A 17,633-nucleotide genomic window follows, 5' to 3' on the forward strand; every position below is an offset into this window, starting at 1 on the left:
CCCCTTGGAAGTAAAAAATAAGCGGAAGTTTTCCCGTTATTTCCAAAATTAAGAATTAAATAGTAAAAAATAAGCGGAGTTTTTTCCGTTATTCAATGAAAAGCACCCGATTTTAGCAGTTTAAAATCAAATAAGGGAAGTCCCTCCGTCTATTTCAGCTAATTAACATCCAATTTCCTAAATAAGGGGAATTTCTAGCTCTATTTTTTGAACGAATCTTAAAAAGGGAGCAAAAAGCAACAATCTTTTAGAAAAGAGCCTGAATAAAAAAAATAAAAATAGGGTCAGTCCCTGGCAAAGGGAACCGACCCTATTTTTTTATTTTTGATATTTTGACAATTTCGATGTAATACTTCCAGGCTTTCTTTCCTGTGTTCTAGCTTTTAAGTTTGAAGCCCAGTTGATTTTCGACTCATACGTCTGGGTAAACTCTTTGCTGACCAAACCTTGAAGTCGGTCCTTATTTTTCTCAATAGATTCCTCAATCGACAGCATTCTGCGGCTTGGGAACGATAGCCCTGCAAGAATGGTGGTTATAGTGGGATCTGTTTCCGTAATATAGGTACCCTCAAATAATTCCAGCGGTTCTCCAACCTGTTGGAAAATGGACGGGACATTAATAAGCTTTGACATTTTTTCAGGTCCTTCATAAATTAAACCTGCGCGAATAACGCCCGCGGATTCCAATGGGCAAAATGGCGAATTCAGCCATGATTGCTGTACTTTATTTGCCACCTCAGCTGAAGTCTTTGCATCTGTAATAGCCGCCGTAGAAATAATGGTTACTCCTCTTGTTGACAAGATATTCATTAAATCTGTTTCGTCAAAGTTTCCATAAAAAGAGCTTTTTCGTGTTACCTGGAGAACATGATTAATGCCTTCCATTACTTGTTGATTGGAGGAAAGATAAATTTGATGTTTGCTGGATTGTGGATTTTGTTTTCTCACTTGGTCATTGTCGACAAGAAATACTGAGGATAGTGATTCAATTCTTGAAATCTCTGTAATGCACTCTGTTGCATTGATTCGGTTGCCTGCTAAGACATTTCGGTCTGGCACAACCGCTATAGCACCAATATTAACGCCTGGCAGATTATCCAATAATAAGTCAATAAGTAATGGGCTCATTCCGGAGCCAGTGCCGCCGTCAGTAGAAAAAGCCACTAACAAAAGCCTTATGTTTTTAAAAGATTTCTGCACAAAATCAATCATCTCTCTGTAGTTGTCATTCACAGCTTTTAATCCTATGGATCGATTTTGTCCGGCGCCATTATATCCGGGGACAAAGAATTTTCTTTCCACCTTTGTATTTACTAAGCCATCCCGCTGGTTTGTATTGATCAATGCAGTTTGAAATCCCATTTGTGCTGCAATCTGTGCGATATTGCCGCCAGCCTGGCCTACGCCCAAAATTCCGATTGCTTTCACCTGATCACTTCCTTTCTTACTAAAATAATACTCAGATTTTATTAAATTAGACTTTGCATAAGAAAATTGTTCGGAATGGCAGCTGCTTCATGGACCATTTAAGGTCATTTTTCTTCTTTTTGGGCAATCCAGCCCTTCTCCATGGACCGTTCCACCATTTTTTCCTCCTCCTCGGGCAATCCATCCCTCTTGCATTGACCGCTCAGCCATTTTTTCCTCCTTCTCGGGCAATCCAGCCCTTCTTCATTGACCGTTCCACCATTTTTTCCTCCTTCTCGGGCCATCCAAGCCTTCTCCATGGACCGTTCCACCTTGCTTTCCCCCTTCTCGGGCAATCCAGCCCTTCCCCATTGACCGCTCAGCCATTTTTTCCTCCTTCTCGGGCAATCCAGCCCTTCTCCATGGACCGTTCCACCATTTTTGCCCCCTCCTCGGGCAATCCAGCCCTCTTGCATTGACCGCTCAATCATTTTTTCCTCCCCCTCGGGCCATCCAGCCCTTCCCCATTGACCGCTCAGCCATTTTTTCCTCCTTCTCGGGCAATCCAGCCCTTCTCCATGGACCGTTCCACCATTTTTTCCTCCTCCTCGGGCAATCCAAGCCTTCTCCATGGACCGTTCCACCTTGCTTTCCCCCTTCTCGGGCAATCCAGCCCTTCCCCATTGACCGCTCAGCCATTTTTTCCTCCTTCTCGGGCAATCCAGCCCTTCCCCATTGACCGCTCAGCTATTTTTTCCTCCTTCTCGGGCCATCCAGCTCCTCTCCATTGACCGTTCCACCATGTTTTCCTCCTCCTCGGGCAATCCAGCCCTCTCCATTGACCGTTCCACCATTTTTTCCTCCTCCTCGGGCAATCCAGCCCTTCTTCATTGACCGTTCCACCATTTTTTCCTCCCCCTCGGGCCATCCAGCCCTTCTTCATTGACCGTTCCACCATTTTTTCCTCCTTCTCGGGCCATCCAGCTCCTCTCCATTGACCGTTCCACCATTTTTTCCTCCTCCTCGGGCAATCCAGCTCCTCTCCATTGACCGTTCCACCATTTTTTCCTCCTCCTCGGGCAATCCAGCCCTCTTGCATTGACCGTTCCACCATTTTTCCCTCCTCCTCGGGCAATCCAGCCCTTCTTCATTGACCGCTCAATCATTTTTGCCCCCTCCTCGGGCAATCCAGCTCCTCTCCATTGACCGCATCAATCATTTTTCCCTCCCTCCCGGGCAATCCACCCCAATCAGTCTCCATTGACCTTCACTACCCAAATCCAACCCCATATAAAAAAGCAGAAGCCTGCATCAACAAGGCTTCTGCTTTTTCAAAAATTATTTATGATTCCTGTGCAAAAAGGCTTTTGTCCGTTCATTCTGTGGATTTTCAAATAGCTGTGATGGGTGGCCGGTCTCAATAACTTCTCCATTATCCATGAACATCACGCGGTCCGCTACCTCTTTGGCAAAGCCCATTTCATGGGTGACGACAATCATCGTCATATGCTCCTGGGCTAAAGCTTTCATCACCTGGAGCACTTCACCTGTCAACTCTGGGTCGAGCGCGGAAGTTGGTTCATCAAACAGCATAATTTCCGGATCCATCATCAGAGCCCTGGCAATCGCCACCCGTTGCTTTTGACCGCCTGATAGATTGGCTGGATAGGCATTCGCACGGTCGATCAGCCCAACCTTTTCTAAAAGATCTGTGCTGCGATTTTTGATTTCTGATGCCGGCTCTTTTTTTACCAGCTTAGGGGCAATTTCAAGATTCTCCTTAACAGTTAGATGGGGGAATAGATTAAAATGCTGGAATACCATCCCCATCCTTGATGTCACCCGCTTGATTTCCTGAGGTTTTGAATAAATACCATCCTTTACCAAGTAATCATCAGATATTTTAATACTGCCGCCGTTTACCTCTTCAAGATGAACGAGACTGCGGAGCATCGTGCTTTTCCCCGAGCCGGACGGACCTATCACTGCTACTACATCGTTTTTATTTACTTCAAAGTTGATTTGTTTTAATACATCCAGCTTACCATATGATTTTTTTAAATTTGATACTTCAATGAACGACATATGGATCACACCTTCCTACTCAAATCGAAACCGCCGCTCAATCCATTTAAAGAAAATGGTTAATATAAGTGTCATGATAAGATAAATGATCCCGGCGATTAAAAATGGAACTATTGTAAAGTCACGGTTGACGGCTGTTTCAGCAAAGTGCAAGAGTTCTGGAACAGCTACTGCATAGAGTAAAGCAGTATCTTTAACAAGTGTTACTGATTCATTTGCCACTGCCGGAAGGGCAATACGGAACATTTGCGGCAAAATTATCCGCGTAGTCATCTGCCATTTACTTAAGCCAAGAACTTGGGAAGCCTCATATTGTCCTTTATCGATGGCTAAAAGCCCTCCACGAAAAATCTCTGCAAAATAGGCAGCATAGTTTAAAATAAACCCAATACTTGCCGCCACAAATCGGTCCAGCACCAAATATTCCCCAATAACCGGCAGCATCGGCAGTCCGAAGCAAATGAACAGGAGCTGCAGCAAGAGCGGCGTTCCACGCATAATGTAAATATATGCCTGTGCAAGATAGGAAAGAGGTTTAAAGCGGCTTTGAACCGCAAGCGTTAATAGAAAACCTAGCGGGATGGACACACCAATCGCAATAATAAACAAAAGAACCGTCATTTGTGCCCCTTCCAGCATTGGCTTCAATATCTGGATTACATAATCGAATGACATATAAGTATCCTCCAAAACAAAACAGGGTTTCCAGAGGAAATCCTGTTTAACTTCATTCTATAATAGTTTTTCCCAAAACCTATTTTACTTTAATACCTTATTTTCGCCAAACCATTTTTTCGAAATTTCTGCGGCAGTACCATCTTGATTCATTTCATCAAGAGCTTTTTGAAGCTTATTCAGTAAATCTTCATTACCTTTTTTCACACCCACTCCATATTCCTCAGGAGCAAGGGACTCATCCAATACCTTAAAGGCGCCCTTTTCTTTTGACATATAGTAGTCAATGACTACTTCGTCAATAACAACAGCGTCTAATCGGCCGCTCTTTAAATCATTCAATGCTAGTACATTATCTTTAAACTCAGTGATGGTTTTAATTTTTGACTTAATTGGGTTCTCGTTTAAAGCATCAGCTGCAGATGAAAGTGACTGCAATCCAACTACTTTTCCTTTTAAATCAGCAAGTTTGGTGATGTTTGAATCGGCCTTTGTTACCACTACTTGGGCATTTTTCAAATATGGTTTTGTAAAAAGGACCTTTTTCTTCCGTTCGTCCGTAATCGTATAACCATTCCAAATAAGGTCAATCCGTCCGCTGCTTAGTTCAGATTCTTTCGTGCTCCAGTCAATCGGCTGGAATTTTGCCTTTTTCCCCATTTTTTCAACAGCTGCGCGCGCATAATCAATATCGAAACCGACAATATCGTTATTCTCATCCCGGAAGCCCATTGGTGCAAATTTATCATCAATCCCAATGACAATGGTATCATTGTCTCCTTTTTTCTCTGATGTTTTGCCTGAGCATGCAGTAAGCACTGACAATGCTGCTGCTAATATTAAAACGAAAGTCATTAACCGTTTCATCATTAATCCACCTTTTCGTTATTTGCTTTAGTACGTTAACATATTATCATACTAGCACATTATAACACTATAATATTTTAAAAGACAATATCTTTATCGGTAAAAACGGTAAGAACCTTTTCCTATATTGGAAAGGGCTCCCTCAGTTACTCCCCGTGATCATATAACGTTACACTTTCAATATAATTAATGAACCTCCGAAGCTCCCTTGCCTGGTCTCGGCCGATCTTGCCGGATTCAAACATACCGTGAATTTCAGACCGTTCAATATCCATCACTTTAAGCCGTAATCCTTCTTTTAGTTCTTCGTTTTTTTCATTATATCTTGAAGTTGACCTTTTTAATTGTTCTATAATCTGTTTATAATCAACGATGACAATGTTTACTGCTGCTTTCTTTTCAGTCTTTTTTGCATATTCCTCTAAAAATGTAAGCCCTGCTTTTACAGCTTTTAATTGAATTCCCCTGCTCAACTGTAATTTAGCAATTCTTTTTTCTTTATCTTTCCGATAATGGAGCCAAAACCTGCCCCAGGCTCGTTTTGTCAGCCCAATCAAGTACAGTGTCCTGGAACGAATCGTGTTTGACAATGCTTCCTGACGGTGGTCTAGTGATTTTTCAAATGTTTCAATTACCTCTTCATCCAGCTCCTTTTTTTCCATTAAATCATGGATATAATTCCGTTCTGCCTTTAATGCCAATAACCGAATGTCTGTTACCTTTTGTTGAAATTCATCTGAATACGCAGTTGTTAGATTCAAATGCGGATGGATTTTCTGGAACTTCCGCTTATATTCATTCATTAATTCGTAAGCTGCAAACTCATTCTCTTCATTTATTTCTTCCCTAATCTTTTTAATCGCTGCCAGTAAAATGGTTCGTTTTGCCTCATTGATATTAATATAATTACTTTCCTCACCCGATATCATATCACCTTTACTTAAAAGTGGAAGAAGGAAGGTTGCAGCAAGTAAGGTGAACAAAATGACGCCAGCTGCCAAAAAGAGAATTAATGAACGTTCCGGAAATTGACTCCCATTTTGAACAACATACGGAATTGAAAGAACACCAGCCATTGTCACAGCACCGCGCACGCCTGTCAAACTGGTAAATAATGTTGTTTTCATATTTGGCCTTTCCACATCCTCTGATTTTCCAAAATGGTAATCATATTGTGAAAATAGATACGTCCAAATAAACCGAATCCCCAGAATCACAACCCCAATCGCCAAAACATAGCCAATGATAAGCCAATTTCCTACATTCGGGTTAGCGACCGATTCCGCCATCGAGGATGGAATATTCAATCCTAATAAAAGGAATACTACACCATTTAAAACAAATAACACGAGCGACCAAATATTCTCTGTTAGAATCTGCTCCTCTGCGAGTATGACCTCTGTTTTCTCCCCAGCTATTGAATGAAAAATACCGGCAGCAACAACTGCAATTACACCAGAGGCATGCAGCAGTTCCTCAGCGATGATAAAAATGACAAATGGTGTCATAACCTGCAATAATGAGTGGAATGTAACATCGTTAATGCCTTGTTTACGAAGCAGGAAACGAATCCATGTAATAATGATTCCAAGCATAAGACCCGCTATGGCGCCAATCACAAACATATAGGAAAAATCAATAACCGCTCTATTTAGTGAGAAATACCCCGTTACTACAGCTGCAACAGCGTAGTTAAAGGCAACCAGTCCGGATGCATCGTTGATTAACGATTCTCCTCTAACCAAATTTAAAACTTTATCAGGAATATGTATCCGCTTGGCAATTCCATTTACAGCGACAGGATCGGTCGGCGATAAAATGGCTGCAAGTGCAAATGCGGCGGCAAGGGGAATGGTCGGGATCATCCAATGAATAAAATAACCGCCCCCGATAGTAGTAATTAAGACCAGTACAATGGCATTCCCAAGGATGGGCACCCTTAGATTCCACAATTCTTCCCGTGGAAAATACCTGCCATCGTTGTACAATAACGGAGCAACAAAGAGCAGCAAAAACCACTCGGTTTCGATTTTAAGTGTAAAATTCCGAAACAGCAGTGCCAGGATAACACCAAATGCAATTTGTGTTAAAGCCGTCGGGATAAAGGGAATGTAATGGCTGATAATATTGGATATCAGCAAGCAAAGCAGCAATAATAATACGGTCATTAATAGATTCATCACACCGCTCCCTTCTTACAAATACAGTTCTTATTATACCTTTCTTTGGTAAAAAAAAACTTGTTGGACGACTGTATTACCTTATTTGAAGGTCTCCACCGAAATTCATGATCTTTTAATAACTGCTTCATGAGATTTTAAGGATGATGCTTTATAGTGACAGTAAATACTAATCCTATTAGGGGAAGGTGCTAATGAAAGTGAAGATTAAGGAATATACTCCCATCATAATAACAGGAGTGATTTATTTTGCTTTCATTTTTTTGTATTTATTTTATCAGCCATATTATCACGAGTTGAAAGGTCATGATCACCATAATGGCGGCGGGATATTTAAACTATTAGGAAATGGTGCCATTTTAGCCGGAACACTTAGTTTTTCCTGGTATTTATTAAAGAAAAAACTAAAGTCTCCGTTTGGACTCATTAAAATAGCAGCAAAAAGAGTGCATAGTGTTCATACCTATGCCGGGTGGACGGCTTTGGCTCTTGTAGTTATACATGGTGGCTATTATGTAATAACTAACTTTAAAAAGCCTGATAATCTAACAGGCGCCGCTGCTCTATTACTGTTACTTTTTTTGGCAGGGTATGGGTTTAAGTTAAAAAGGAATACAAAGAAGAAAAAGGTACTGCGTTCTACCCACTTTATACTCAGCATCATGTGGATTGCCGCACTTCTTATTCATGGCGGCGGCTTTGTTATTGGATGCGGAGCGTCATTAGCAGTATTATTTGCAGGGATTACATGGCTGGAAAGAAGAAGTACGGCAGAGGCTTGAAATAAAAAAAGGCATTTTCACAAATAATAGGAAAATGCTTTTTATCATTTAAGAAGTAAGCAAAACTGTGCTTCCTTCTACATTGCCGATGAGCAAAACTCCCAAGATAGGATATCATGATTTTCAAAAAGCGCCCCGGTACCTGCTGAAAATCCAATGTAACCTTCTGAGGAACCGAGTAATAGAGGAATGTCAACAACTGCAGTAAGTGTCGGAACTGCAGGACGAACATTAGTGGTTGATACCCTCACCTCTAATATATTGGTTACAGGAGAATAGTCTACCCACGCAAACCAAACAGTACCATTATTTAAACGATCTGGGAGTGCAATACTTGTCGCGATTGAATTGACAGAGCCCTCGGTGTCAACACCAACATGATTTCCATTGGGATCCGCAAAACCAACATTTAAAAACGTATCAAATTCAACTCCTGCACTATTAGGGATCTCAAAGTAACCAATACCGCCGCCAGCTGCTCCTAAAGCTGTATTTGAATTGCTTTGGACCATAAAGACGATTCCATCTGCCCCTGGACCATCTCCAGATGGATCGTCTCCACCACCAGGGTCTGTCATCTGAAACGAAAAGAAAGTGCTGAAACCATTCGATAGTGGAAAAGTTTCAGTTGTGAAGGCACTTCCAGCCTGAGAAGTTGAAGCTCCTGTCAATCTTAAAACTGTCTGTCCTCCTGAGTTTATTGTCGTTGCTGAGCCATTAAGCGTCAGGTCGGAAGGATCTGAAAAATCATCAAACGTAAAGCATATAGGTCTTAATCCCATAATGTAAAAACCCCTTTGTTTTTTATTAGTTAACCAATCCCATAGTTTGTCCACACAAAACTTCACACACTATTTCAATTGTTTTACAAGTCATTATTAATTTATTTTTAAACTATAAAGGTTGATTGTGCGTTCACGTATTTTTAAAAATCATATTGAAAAAATACAAACAAAAAACCCAAAAAATTAAAACCCTCTTATTTGGATAAAGGTGTTGACAAGAAACCTTATCTCATAAGAGGGTTTTATGCAAAATAACAAAGATAAATACGCTCCAAAATAACCTAATTATATCCAGCATTACCTATAGACTGGAAGGACATCCTTCAAATGGCCAACTCCTTTTTTAAGTTCCGCAGAATGTGCGGTATGGAGTCTTTGATGGTGCCGGCAGTGTACAGTATTCCGCCTGGTCCGGTGTATGTGCATATGGATTGGATAGAACATCAAGGAGCCTTTTCATCACATTCAAATCATCTTGATTGACCGCAGCATCTAAAGCTTCTTCCACCCGGTGATTTCTTGGAATCACTGCCGGATTAGAGTTCTTCATCAACTGATGTGAGGCGGCTTGCGTTTCATCCTGTCTGTCTAGACGTTCCTGCCACCTTTTATGCCACTGAGAAAATTCCTTCGATCCCAGCAAACCTGTTTCTTCATGTCTATCAAATGTTAAAGCAAGGAAAGTATTGGTATAATCCGCACGATACTTCTTCATCAGCTTTAAGAGATCTTCCATTAAGGATTCATCCTGTTCCTCGTCATTAAACAATCCTAATTTTGCTTTCATTCCTATAAGCCAATTTGCTTGGTATTGCTTTCCATACTCTGAAATGGCCTCTTCGGCTAACTTGACAGCTTTTTTCTCATCATCGTCCAGAAGCGGCAATATAGCCTCAGCAAAGCGCGCCAAATTCCATCCTCCGATATACGGCTGGTTCCCATATGCATAACGCCCTTGTACATCGATAGAGCTGAACACTGTTGCTAAATCGTAAGTATCCATAAAAGCACACGGACCATAATCAATCGTTTCTCCGCTAATGGTCATGTTGTCGGTATTCATGACCCCATGGATAAAGCCAATCAGCTGCCATTTAGCGATTAGATCTGCCTGCCGCTTAATCAATTCCTTAAGGAAGGACAAATAACGATTTTGGGCCTCTTCAATTTCTGGATAATGGCGGCTGATTGCATAATCAGCCAAGGTCTTAAGATCCTGGACCGTACCCCAATTTGCAGCATATTCAAAGGTACCGACACGTAGATGACTGGAAGCCACCCGAGTCAGAATGGCACCAGGCAGTTCGGTTTCACGGTAAATAGTTTCACCAGTTGTCACTACGGCAAGACTGCGGGTGGTAGGAATGCCCAGCGCATGCATCGCTTCACTCATTATATATTCGCGCAGCATCGGTCCAAGAGCTGCCCTTCCATCACCGCCGCGTGAGAATGGCGTTCTTCCTGAACCCTTCAGCTGAATATCAAACCGGTCTCCTGCAGGAGTCATTTGTTCCCCAATCAGCATAGCCCTGCCGTCCCCTAACATCGTAAAATGTCCAAATTGGTGACCGGCATAGGCTTGGGCAAGAGGATGAGCACCATCAGGAACATGATTGCCCGCAAACACGGCCGCCCCATCTTCAGACTTTAACACTTCAGCGTTTAATCCCAGGGTTGCTGCCAGCGGCTCATTAAAAATGATTAGTTTCGGAGAGCGAACCGGTTGAGGTTTTTGACTAGAAAAGAACGATTGCGGTAATCGAGCATAACTATTATCAAAATTCCATCCCGGATTTTTATTTTCTTTCGTCATCATATCTCCTTCCTTTATTTGTCTTCCCTTAATAAGTATTCATTCCCATCTTGATCATTAAAGGAAAACATAGTTCCAAATGGCATTCTTAGCATTTCCCCAACTTCCACTCCATTTTCCTTCATTTTCTTATAGGAAGCATCAATATCCGTCGTGCTGAAAAGAATTGATGGATGTGAAACCTTTGATGGCTCGTGCTGCTCCATTGCCTCTTTGGCATAAAGAACTAAAGTGGTAAATTCATCCTCGCTTGGTCCAACCTCAATCCAAGAAAAGTCCGGACCCATTGGCTGTTCCACTTTTAAAACAAACCCCGCCTTATTTATCCAAAATTCTTTAGCCTCTTCCTGATCTTTTACATACACCGTTACTTCCAATCTTATTAATGATCATATAAACTTCCTTTCTGCTCACAACATAAAATTAGTTTATCAACCCCAAACTTTAAAAGCAATTAAGGGGCAGGATGCTCAGAAACGGGTTATTATTTGGATGCCAATGTTACAAAACCAAGGCAGCAGTCTGCACCAAAGGCCGCATTCTGGCTGGCTGCCTGTTTTCGTTTCTCATGACGGCTCGATTACCTTCCTTTCTAATCATATTACTCAATTATTCCTTATATATTTATAAGGTGTGTCATTAAGAAAGGAGTTGTGTAAATGACAGTGATAAAGTCGGGAGAGACTGCAAAACGTTCAGGACTTTATGTGGAAGTCGGACATGGCGGCGGCAAGGTAAAAAGAGCGCTATATGCACAGGTGAGACAAGGGGATACGTTACCTGAATTGAAACCCTTTACCGTAACAATTGAACACAAAGGAGATAAGAAAACTAGGACCCGGCAGCACCATTGGAAACTTGTAAAATAAAGTAAAAGGTGTTTGCCTGTCTGCAAACGCCTTTTGTTTAGATAGTGTTGGAAACAGATACACTTCTCAATCACATACCATCAGCAACAGCATCCGTAACCTCTTTAAAAGAAGGCAGTCCCGGCCTAATGGCTAATCGATTCTCGTAACCCTTCAGGTATAGGGAGCCCCGCGTCTCCAATGACGATAAAGTCTGTGCGGCGAAGATCGGTTAAACTTTGGTAATGTGTCAGTTAACATTCCATGGGCGTTTCATTTTACATGCTCTCCTCTACTTCTGTTCTGGCTGGCATTCCGCCTTGGGCACCAAACTTTGTAACAGATAGGGAAGCCGCACGGTTGGCAAAACGTACGCTTTCTTCAAAGTTCTTTCCTTCTGCCAATGCAACAGCAAAGGCCGCATTAAAAGTGTCCCCTGCACCTGTTGTATCAACAGCCTCCACGGTATATGAAGGAACCACCACTTCTTTTTCACCATCGTGGAAGCGGACTCCATTTTTACCTTCCGTAATAAACACTTTATTTGGATACTGTGCTAATGCCGAATGAAGGTCTTTATTTTCAAAAAGGACCGAAGCTTCTAATTCATTTGGTGTCATATAAGCTGCCTTTTCAATTACTTCCTTATTAATCTGCCTTGCAGGAGCCGGGTTCAAAAGAAGTGGAACACCACATTGATGACAGCTATCGCTTACAAATTCCACTGTTTCTTCAGGAATCTCCTGCTGGATCAGGACGATATCTGACTCACGAATAACATCCATCGCCTTTTCCACCAAATCTGGTGTGACAAAATTGTTGGCACCTTTTACCACAATGATGCTGTTATCACCGTCAGCAAGGGTAATATGGGCAGTTCCGCTTTCTGTATCCGAAACCTTTTCCATATAAATTGTAGAAACATGGTTCTTTTTAAAATTATCTAGTATGTCCTTTCCAAATGCATCATCACCAACACATCCAACCATATACATCTCTGCACCCAGCCGCGCGGCAGCAACGGCCTGATTGGCCCCTTTGCCGCCAGGCACTGTTTTAAACGATTCCCCAAGAATCGTTTCACCCTTTTCCGGCCTTTTCACAGCCGTTACAACTAAATCCATTGATGCACTTCCGATTACGGTTATTTTCGCCATTGTTCTTATCCTTTCTAGCCATGTTTGCCTTTCAATAAACGCAGCAGGCAATTGAATATTCTTTTTTCTCTATTATTTCGTCACTCATTATTTGTATTAATAGTTTTGCAGTCGCTCTTCCAAAACATATGCCTGCTTTCAAATCGTTGATAAAAGGGAAAAAGCAGCTAGCTTATTTCAAACGGACCTCTCAGAAGAGGAAGAGCGGCTAGATTAATCTTGATTTTTCTTATATATAGACCGTCCCGCTTTATTCGGCTTATAATTTAATTCTTGGATTGCTTTCTCGTATCTTCATGTACGGATCCTTTATCATTTAAGGCTCTTGAACCGTCGCTCAGATACTCCAGCTTTTTTCTCTGCATCTCGTATTGCAGCTATTCCTATCTCACCCCTTATGTGTAACCGATTACGCAAAAAAAAGAGTAACACAAACCTTTTTTTACATGCAACTGGTAAAGTACGCTATCAACATGTGCCTGCTTTTTTAGATTTATAAGTATGAAAAAGGGAAGTACAGAGTTTTTCTGCACTTCCCAAATCAATTTATCATGTTGAAATATAGAACTAAACTTTATCACACCAGAGATAAGCTGTTTTTTAATTAAACAACATATACAAAATAGCCTATAAATACTACACAAAGTACATACATGATTGGATGAACTTCCTTCGTTTTTTTCGTAGCAAACATGGTAATAGGGTAAAGGATAAAACCAAGGGCAATCCCTGTTGCCACACTATAAGTTAAAGGCATCATAATAATGGTTACAAAACTTGGAACGACGATGGCAAAACTGCTCCAGTTGATTTTGCTGATTTCTGTTGCCATCATAGCCCCAACAACGATAAGTGCTGGAGCTGTCACCTCGGGGGTAATAACAGACAGGACTGGTGCAAAAAACAAGGAAACCGTAAAACATGCGGCAATAATGACTGAAGTAAAGCCTGTCCTGCCGCCAACCGCAATTCCCGCAGTAGACTCTACGAATGAGGCTGTGGTGGAGGTACCCAATATAGATCCCGCAATACCTGACATAGAATCAGCCAAAAGAGCTTTCCCCGCATTCGGAATCTGATTATTTCTCATGAGACCAGCCTGGCTGGCAATGGCAATTAAAGCACCAGCCGTATCAAAAAAAGCGACAAACAAGAATGTAAAAATAACAGCAAGCATTTTAGGAGTAAAGATTTCATCTAAATGGCTGAAAACAACCCCAAATGAGGGCTCTAAACTAGGTATTTTTCCGATAATGGCATGCGGTGGTTTGATTACTCCAAAAATCATTCCAAGGATGGCAGACAACACCATTCCATAAAAAATGCCGCCCTTAACTCCCCTGTTTAAAAGAAAAATTGTAATGATGAAGCCGATAATGGCTAGTACTGTTGGCGCAGCTTTCAGATGGCCAATCGCCACAAATGTCGCTTCATCAGCCATCACAATTCCGGCATTTTTTAAGCCCATAAAAGCAACAAAAAATCCAATTCCACCGGCAATAGCATGTTTTAAATCTTGAGGAATGATATTAATAATTTTTTCGCGGATTTTCAATAAGCTTAATATCATGAATAAAACACCTGCAACAAAAACTCCCGTTAACGCTGTTTCCCAAGGTATTTTCATCCCGATGCAGACGCTGAAGGTAAAAAAGGCATTAATCCCCATGCTTGGCGCAATCCCAATCGGATAATTAGCAATTAATCCGATAAGCAGGGAACCAATGATGGCTGACAAGGCCGTTGCCGTGAATAATGCACCCTTATCCATTCCAGTTTGGCTTAAGATAACTGGATTGACAACGAGAATATATGCCATTGAGAGAAAGGTAGTAACTCCTGCTGCACTCTCCTGCTTAAAGGTAGTACCCCGTTCGGAAAATTGAAAGTAACTTTTCATGATGATTCCTCCGAATCTAAAAAAAAAATCCCCCGGCTTCTGCCGAAGGAGTCTGTGCAAAGGACAATCTTTACTCATTGCCCCCTGTAGACAGGCTATTTACGGCAGCCCGGTAGAGACGTTCAAGCCATATTCTTGAACTTATACAAGGTAAATCGTTATGAAATGAATAAAGGAATCGTATCAGCGATAAAGTTTGGAGTCAATAGCACAAGCCATTTTCAGCCTATTAAGTTAATTTGCTTAATGATAACTCCGTCTTTTAAAAAGTGATACTCATCAATTTTAGAGATTTACCCATTAAAATATTTTCTAATTTTTAATTTAACCCAAAGATTTTCATTTTACCCGCCGGCACTTTCATTTTTATATTCTCACTCGGCAAACACCATCCATTAGAAAAAGAAGCATGGATTCTCCCATGCTTCTAAGATGATTCAAATGGTTTTTGTCCGCCAAATTGAAAGCCAAGGGAACCGTTATATTTCCCAGCTTGACCGCCGACATGTGCACCCAAGCCGTGTCCGCCGCCTAAATGACCGCCTGCTTGGACGCCTAATCCTTTTTGTCCCCCTAAATGGCTTGCTGCATGAATGCCGAGGCCATTGCCTCCCCCGAGCTGGCCGCCCGCTTGAACTCCCAGACCTTTTGGACCCCCTAAAGAACCCAATGCATGGATATCGAGTCCCTGCCCTCCTCCAAGCTGGCCGCCTGAATAAAGGCCAAGGCCATGCTGACCGCCCAAATATCCGCCAACATTGTATCCGGCTCCATTACCGCCGCCTAAATGACCATTCGCATAAAAACCGCCTAACTGACTGCCTGTATGCCAATATCCCGGAGGCAGTCCCCCATAATATGGAGAAGGATATGGATAGGTATATTGATAGTAAGAAGGTGAATGGGGATAGGGCCTAAAACTTTGCATATAAGGACCTGCCATTGTGCAAAAACCTCCAATCAAATTCATGATTTAGTCTATGCACATCCATTGAATCATGACACTTGGACTATATTGAACCAGGCTTGGACGTTAAGATAAGAATATTGGGCATTGCAAAAAGAAAGCATGAGGAACACCCCCATGCCTTAATCTCTTTTTTCTACTCTGCCATCGCCATGCTGGGCAAATCTCCGCGCACTGCGCTCATTGACCACATCCATCGGTCCCCAAGGCCAGCCGCCGAATTGGTTTCTTTGATACTCGTTAAAGGCAGCACGAATTTCCTGTTCAGTGTTCATGACAAATGGACCGTATTGTGCTACAGGTTCTTTAATCGGCTCGCCTTCAAGGACAAGAATATAAGCTTCTTTGTCGCCATTGGTAATAGCAATTTCCTGATCTCCTGCTAGTTTTACCCGATGGGAAGCTGGGATAGAGGTCCCTTCTAGATGGATTTCTTCCCCTTCATAAAAATATAAATTTCTGTTCAATGTACTAGAAACCGCCGGCAAGGTAAACACTGCTTCAGGCTCCATTTTAATCAGATATATACCAACATGGTGGTCAGGGTCTTTTGCCCAGGATGCTGATGCGGGATCCAGGCTATTTTTCTCCTGCAGTCTGCCGGCTATAAGTCTGACCGTTGTTTTCTTCCCATTTGAACCAGTTGTTTCTGCTGTGGGAATGTCTTCAGCCCATAACATCTTATAATCAGGATCTGCTGTTTTATCTTTAGCTGCTAAATTCAGCCAGATTTGAAAAAGTTCAAGCGGATTACCCTTGTCTTGATGTACAAGCGGGAACATCTCACTATGAAGGCATCCCTTCCCGGTTGTCAGCCACTGTACATCCCCATTCCCATAGCGTCCTTTTGCCCCCGTTGAATCGAAATGATCGACAAAGCCTTCCAGAACAATCGTAACCGTTTCAAATCCTTTATGTGGATGGGCGGGAAAGCCCGGGACAGTTGAACCATGATACATTCTAAAACCATCTTTCATTGTGAAATCCTGTCCAATATCTCTGCCTTCTAATGATACAGCAGGTCCCTGCTGCTCATTTCCTTTAGGATAAGCATCCTTATGATGCATTGTTATAATAAACGGGTCTTCTGTCTGCCATTGAAACCCTAATGGTTGTACGCCAAGAATCTTTTGTTCTGACATAAATCATTCCTCCTTCATATATTTAAATCAGCTTTTACTTTTTAGAAACAAATCTCGTGTCTTGAACCCTGCTCCAAGAATTTTTTTCATTTCGTTGCGCCGTTTCTCTCTTGTTGCCTCTTGTTTGGCACTATATACATAACGGGCCCAATCTTTACGGTAACCAGGTGTAAGCGACTGATAAAAAATAAGTATTTCCGGTGTATCCCGTAATTCTTTTTCGATTTCCGGAATCATAGCCTCATAATCACTAACCTTTTGACTTCGCTTAGCAGCAGATGTATTCGATTTAGCGCTTTCCTTTAGGCCAACCACGGTAAATACATCATCTAAACCAACCATCCGGGAAAATTTAAGTGTGCTATTTGCAATATAACCTTCCTCGTCAGCCCCTAAGCCGCCAAATAAATCATCACGATGAATAAATGTTGGATACTCTTTATTTCCCTTTTTCGGATAGGCTAAGTAAATATAGCCGTTCTTATTAAGATATTGTTCCCTGATTATTTTATTTACAAGGGTTTTCAGCTGTTCCATATCTAACACAAAGGCAAAAACGAGATCATATGAGGGGCCAGTTAACTTGGAATCGTATTCCTTCAGGTCTGTAAAATAATCAGCACCGTCCGGCAGATTAATAACAGCTGCTTTTTTATATTTTTGCAGGTTTAATTTTTCAACTATTGTCTTCGCCATTTGATCACCTTAATAAGCAATTAGTCCTATCATTCAGTGTAAGAGTTTCAAGTTTAATAAGCAAATAGCCTGCTCTCAATCGTCTTTATTTTCACTGTCCGGATTTCGATTATACTTCTTGTTGAAAAAGTAACATATGATCTTAAAAATTCTAGAACTTTTCTATAAAAATAAACTTCTGTCTACAATTTGAAATATGATTATTTGATGCTGCCTTGAGGCCAATTTATTTCAAGTCTTTTCTAAAATTCTGGTCATCATCTAACTGTAAGTTTTGCTTTAAAAGCATTGCATGAAACTATGAAAGCACTACCTAAACTTCCCTATCA

The 17,633-nt window shown here is 41.5% G+C and carries 20 protein-coding genes and 1 riboswitch; of the genes, 3 read left to right on the plus strand and 17 right to left on the minus strand.

Annotated features, from left to right (window positions below; all coding sequences use genetic code 11):
• Positions 1 to 318: 318 nt before the first annotated feature.
• From M3183_RS10995 to M3183_RS11035, 9 genes are all read right to left on the minus strand, one after another.
• Entirely contained in the window at positions 319 to 1,428 is a 1,110-nt protein-coding gene (locus M3183_RS10995) for an FtsZ/tubulin family protein (protein WP_251469476.1), read from the minus strand.
• A gap of 104 nt (positions 1,429 to 1,532) precedes the next feature.
• Positions 1,533 to 1,898, minus strand: coding sequence for a hypothetical protein (locus M3183_RS11000; protein WP_251469479.1), 366 nt, complete (start codon positions 1,896 to 1,898; stop codon positions 1,533 to 1,535).
• Positions 1,891 to 2,106 carry a hypothetical protein gene (locus M3183_RS11005; RefSeq protein ID WP_251469482.1) on the minus strand — a complete coding sequence of 72 codons (216 nt, stop codon included), beginning with the start codon at positions 2,104 to 2,106 and terminating at the stop codon, positions 1,891 to 1,893. Before M3183_RS11005 ends, M3183_RS11000 begins: the two co-directional genes overlap by 8 nt.
• Positions 2,107 to 2,154: 48 nt before the next feature.
• Positions 2,155 to 2,313, minus strand: coding sequence for a hypothetical protein (locus M3183_RS11010; protein WP_251469485.1), 159 nt, complete (start codon positions 2,311 to 2,313; stop codon positions 2,155 to 2,157).
• Positions 2,295 to 2,573, minus strand: a complete 279-nt coding sequence (locus M3183_RS11015) for a hypothetical protein (RefSeq protein ID WP_251469488.1) — start codon at positions 2,571 to 2,573, stop codon at positions 2,295 to 2,297. Before M3183_RS11015 ends, M3183_RS11010 begins: the two co-directional genes overlap by 19 nt.
• Positions 2,574 to 2,745: 172 nt before the next feature.
• The gene (locus M3183_RS11020; RefSeq protein WP_251469491.1) at positions 2,746 to 3,492 is read right to left on the minus strand and encodes an amino acid ABC transporter ATP-binding protein; all 747 of its coding nucleotides are present in this window, start codon (positions 3,490 to 3,492) and stop codon (positions 2,746 to 2,748) included.
• Between the two features lie 15 nt (positions 3,493 to 3,507).
• A complete protein-coding gene (locus M3183_RS11025) occupies positions 3,508 to 4,167 on the minus strand; it encodes an amino acid ABC transporter permease (protein WP_251469494.1) in 660 nt (219 codons plus the stop codon).
• Positions 4,168 to 4,251: 84 nt separating this feature from the next.
• Positions 4,252 to 5,034: an amino acid ABC transporter substrate-binding protein gene (locus M3183_RS11030; protein ID WP_251469623.1), complete on the minus strand. Its 783-nt coding sequence runs from the start codon at positions 5,032 to 5,034 to the stop codon at positions 4,252 to 4,254.
• Between the two features lie 146 nt (positions 5,035 to 5,180).
• Positions 5,181 to 7,214, minus strand: coding sequence for a Na+/H+ antiporter (locus tag M3183_RS11035; protein ID WP_251469625.1), 2,034 nt, complete (start codon positions 7,212 to 7,214; stop codon positions 5,181 to 5,183).
• A gap of 194 nt (positions 7,215 to 7,408) precedes the next feature.
• On the opposite strand from M3183_RS11035, the gene M3183_RS11040 reads away from it, so the two are divergent.
• Positions 7,409 to 7,996 (plus strand): hypothetical protein, encoded by a 588-nt coding sequence (locus M3183_RS11040; protein ID WP_251469497.1) that lies wholly within the window; start codon positions 7,409 to 7,411, stop codon positions 7,994 to 7,996.
• 77 nt (positions 7,997 to 8,073) lie between these two features.
• Here the strand turns inward: M3183_RS11040 and M3183_RS11045 are convergent, their stop codons facing one another.
• The 3 genes from M3183_RS11045 to M3183_RS11055 all read right to left on the minus strand — a co-directional run bounded on the left by M3183_RS11045 (position 8,074) and on the right by M3183_RS11055 (position 10,959).
• The gene (locus tag M3183_RS11045) at positions 8,074 to 8,778 is read right to left on the minus strand and encodes an L-type lectin-domain containing protein (RefSeq protein ID WP_251469499.1); all 705 of its coding nucleotides are present in this window, start codon (positions 8,776 to 8,778) and stop codon (positions 8,074 to 8,076) included.
• Positions 8,779 to 9,124: 346 nt separating this feature from the next.
• Entirely contained in the window at positions 9,125 to 10,597 is a 1,473-nt protein-coding gene (locus M3183_RS11050) for a YdiU family protein (protein ID WP_396953716.1), read from the minus strand.
• Between the two features lie 11 nt (positions 10,598 to 10,608).
• Positions 10,609 to 10,959 (minus strand): VOC family protein, encoded by a 351-nt coding sequence (locus M3183_RS11055; RefSeq protein WP_311315362.1) that lies wholly within the window; start codon positions 10,957 to 10,959, stop codon positions 10,609 to 10,611.
• A 127-nt stretch (positions 10,960 to 11,086) separates the two neighbouring features.
• Between M3183_RS11055 and M3183_RS11060 the strand changes: the two genes are divergently transcribed.
• Both M3183_RS11060 and M3183_RS11065 read left to right on the plus strand, forming a co-directional pair.
• On the plus strand, positions 11,087 to 11,224 hold the full coding sequence (locus M3183_RS11060; RefSeq protein ID WP_251469502.1) for a hypothetical protein: 138 nt from the start codon (positions 11,087 to 11,089) through the stop codon (positions 11,222 to 11,224).
• A 29-nt stretch (positions 11,225 to 11,253) separates the two neighbouring features.
• Complete coding sequence (locus tag M3183_RS11065; protein ID WP_251469505.1) at positions 11,254 to 11,463, plus strand: YjzC family protein; 210 nt, start codon at positions 11,254 to 11,256, stop codon at positions 11,461 to 11,463.
• A 257-nt stretch (positions 11,464 to 11,720) separates the two neighbouring features.
• On the opposite strand, the gene rbsK is transcribed toward M3183_RS11065, so the two are convergent.
• The 5 genes from rbsK to M3183_RS11090 form a co-directional block, all read right to left on the minus strand.
• A complete protein-coding gene (gene rbsK, locus M3183_RS11070) occupies positions 11,721 to 12,599 on the minus strand; it encodes a ribokinase (protein WP_251469508.1) in 879 nt (292 codons plus the stop codon).
• 604 nt (positions 12,600 to 13,203) lie between these two features.
• On the minus strand, positions 13,204 to 14,499 hold the full coding sequence (locus M3183_RS11075) for an NCS2 family permease (protein ID WP_251469511.1): 1,296 nt from the start codon (positions 14,497 to 14,499) through the stop codon (positions 13,204 to 13,206).
• A gap of 67 nt (positions 14,500 to 14,566) precedes the next feature.
• Positions 14,567 to 14,668: riboswitch (purine riboswitch) on the minus strand.
• 258 nt (positions 14,669 to 14,926) lie between these two features.
• Positions 14,927 to 15,442: a hypothetical protein gene (locus tag M3183_RS11080; RefSeq protein WP_251469514.1), complete on the minus strand. Its 516-nt coding sequence runs from the start codon at positions 15,440 to 15,442 to the stop codon at positions 14,927 to 14,929.
• A gap of 146 nt (positions 15,443 to 15,588) precedes the next feature.
• Positions 15,589 to 16,608, minus strand: coding sequence for a pirin family protein (locus tag M3183_RS11085; protein ID WP_251469517.1), 1,020 nt, complete (start codon positions 16,606 to 16,608; stop codon positions 15,589 to 15,591).
• 27 nt (positions 16,609 to 16,635) lie between these two features.
• On the minus strand, positions 16,636 to 17,304 hold the full coding sequence (locus tag M3183_RS11090; RefSeq protein WP_251469519.1) for a YdeI/OmpD-associated family protein: 669 nt from the start codon (positions 17,302 to 17,304) through the stop codon (positions 16,636 to 16,638).
• Positions 17,305 to 17,633 lie beyond the last annotated feature (329 nt).

Origin of the sequence: Neobacillus mesonae (genome assembly GCF_023715155.1) — a bacterium.
Lineage (GTDB): Bacteria > Bacillota > Bacilli > Bacillales > Cytobacillaceae > Neobacillus > Neobacillus mesonae_A.

Bases quoted from the DNA above. Each gene is read 5' to 3' on its own strand.
- M3183_RS11045 (WP_251469499.1), bottom strand. From the start codon at position 8,778: ATGGGATTAAGACCTATATGCTTTACGTTTGATGATTTTTCAGATCCT.
- M3183_RS11015 (WP_251469488.1), bottom strand. From the start codon at position 2,573: ATGATTGAGCGGTCAATGAAGAAGGGCTGGATTGCCCGAGGAGGAGGG.
- M3183_RS11085 (WP_251469517.1), bottom strand. From the start codon at position 16,608: ATGTCAGAACAAAAGATTCTTGGCGTACAACCATTAGGGTTTCAATGG.
- M3183_RS11040 (WP_251469497.1), top strand. From the start codon at position 7,409: ATGAAAGTGAAGATTAAGGAATATACTCCCATCATAATAACAGGAGTG.
- M3183_RS11020 (WP_251469491.1), bottom strand. From the start codon at position 3,492: ATGTCGTTCATTGAAGTATCAAATTTAAAAAAATCATATGGTAAGCTG.
- M3183_RS11075 (WP_251469511.1), bottom strand. From the start codon at position 14,499: ATGAAAAGTTACTTTCAATTTTCCGAACGGGGTACTACCTTTAAGCAG.
- M3183_RS11080 (WP_251469514.1), bottom strand. From the start codon at position 15,442: ATGGCAGGTCCTTATATGCAAAGTTTTAGGCCCTATCCCCATTCACCT.
- M3183_RS11060 (WP_251469502.1), top strand. From the start codon at position 11,087: ATGCCAATGTTACAAAACCAAGGCAGCAGTCTGCACCAAAGGCCGCAT.
- M3183_RS11065 (WP_251469505.1), top strand. From the start codon at position 11,254: ATGACAGTGATAAAGTCGGGAGAGACTGCAAAACGTTCAGGACTTTAT.
- M3183_RS11010 (WP_251469485.1), bottom strand. From the start codon at position 2,313: ATGGTGGAACGGTCAATGAAGAAGGGCTGGATTGCCCGAGGAGGAGGA.
- M3183_RS11030 (WP_251469623.1), bottom strand. From the start codon at position 5,034: ATGAAACGGTTAATGACTTTCGTTTTAATATTAGCAGCAGCATTGTCA.
- rbsK (WP_251469508.1), bottom strand. From the start codon at position 12,599: ATGGCGAAAATAACCGTAATCGGAAGTGCATCAATGGATTTAGTTGTA.
- M3183_RS11025 (WP_251469494.1), bottom strand. From the start codon at position 4,167: ATGTCATTCGATTATGTAATCCAGATATTGAAGCCAATGCTGGAAGGG.
- M3183_RS11050 (WP_396953716.1), bottom strand. From the start codon at position 10,597: ATGATGACGAAAGAAAATAAAAATCCGGGATGGAATTTTGATAATAGT.
- M3183_RS11000 (WP_251469479.1), bottom strand. From the start codon at position 1,898: ATGATTGAGCGGTCAATGCAAGAGGGCTGGATTGCCCGAGGAGGGGGC.
- M3183_RS11005 (WP_251469482.1), bottom strand. From the start codon at position 2,106: ATGGCTGAGCGGTCAATGGGGAAGGGCTGGATTGCCCGAGAAGGGGGA.
- M3183_RS11090 (WP_251469519.1), bottom strand. From the start codon at position 17,304: ATGGCGAAGACAATAGTTGAAAAATTAAACCTGCAAAAATATAAAAAA.
- M3183_RS11035 (WP_251469625.1), bottom strand. From the start codon at position 7,214: ATGAATCTATTAATGACCGTATTATTATTGCTGCTTTGCTTGCTGATA.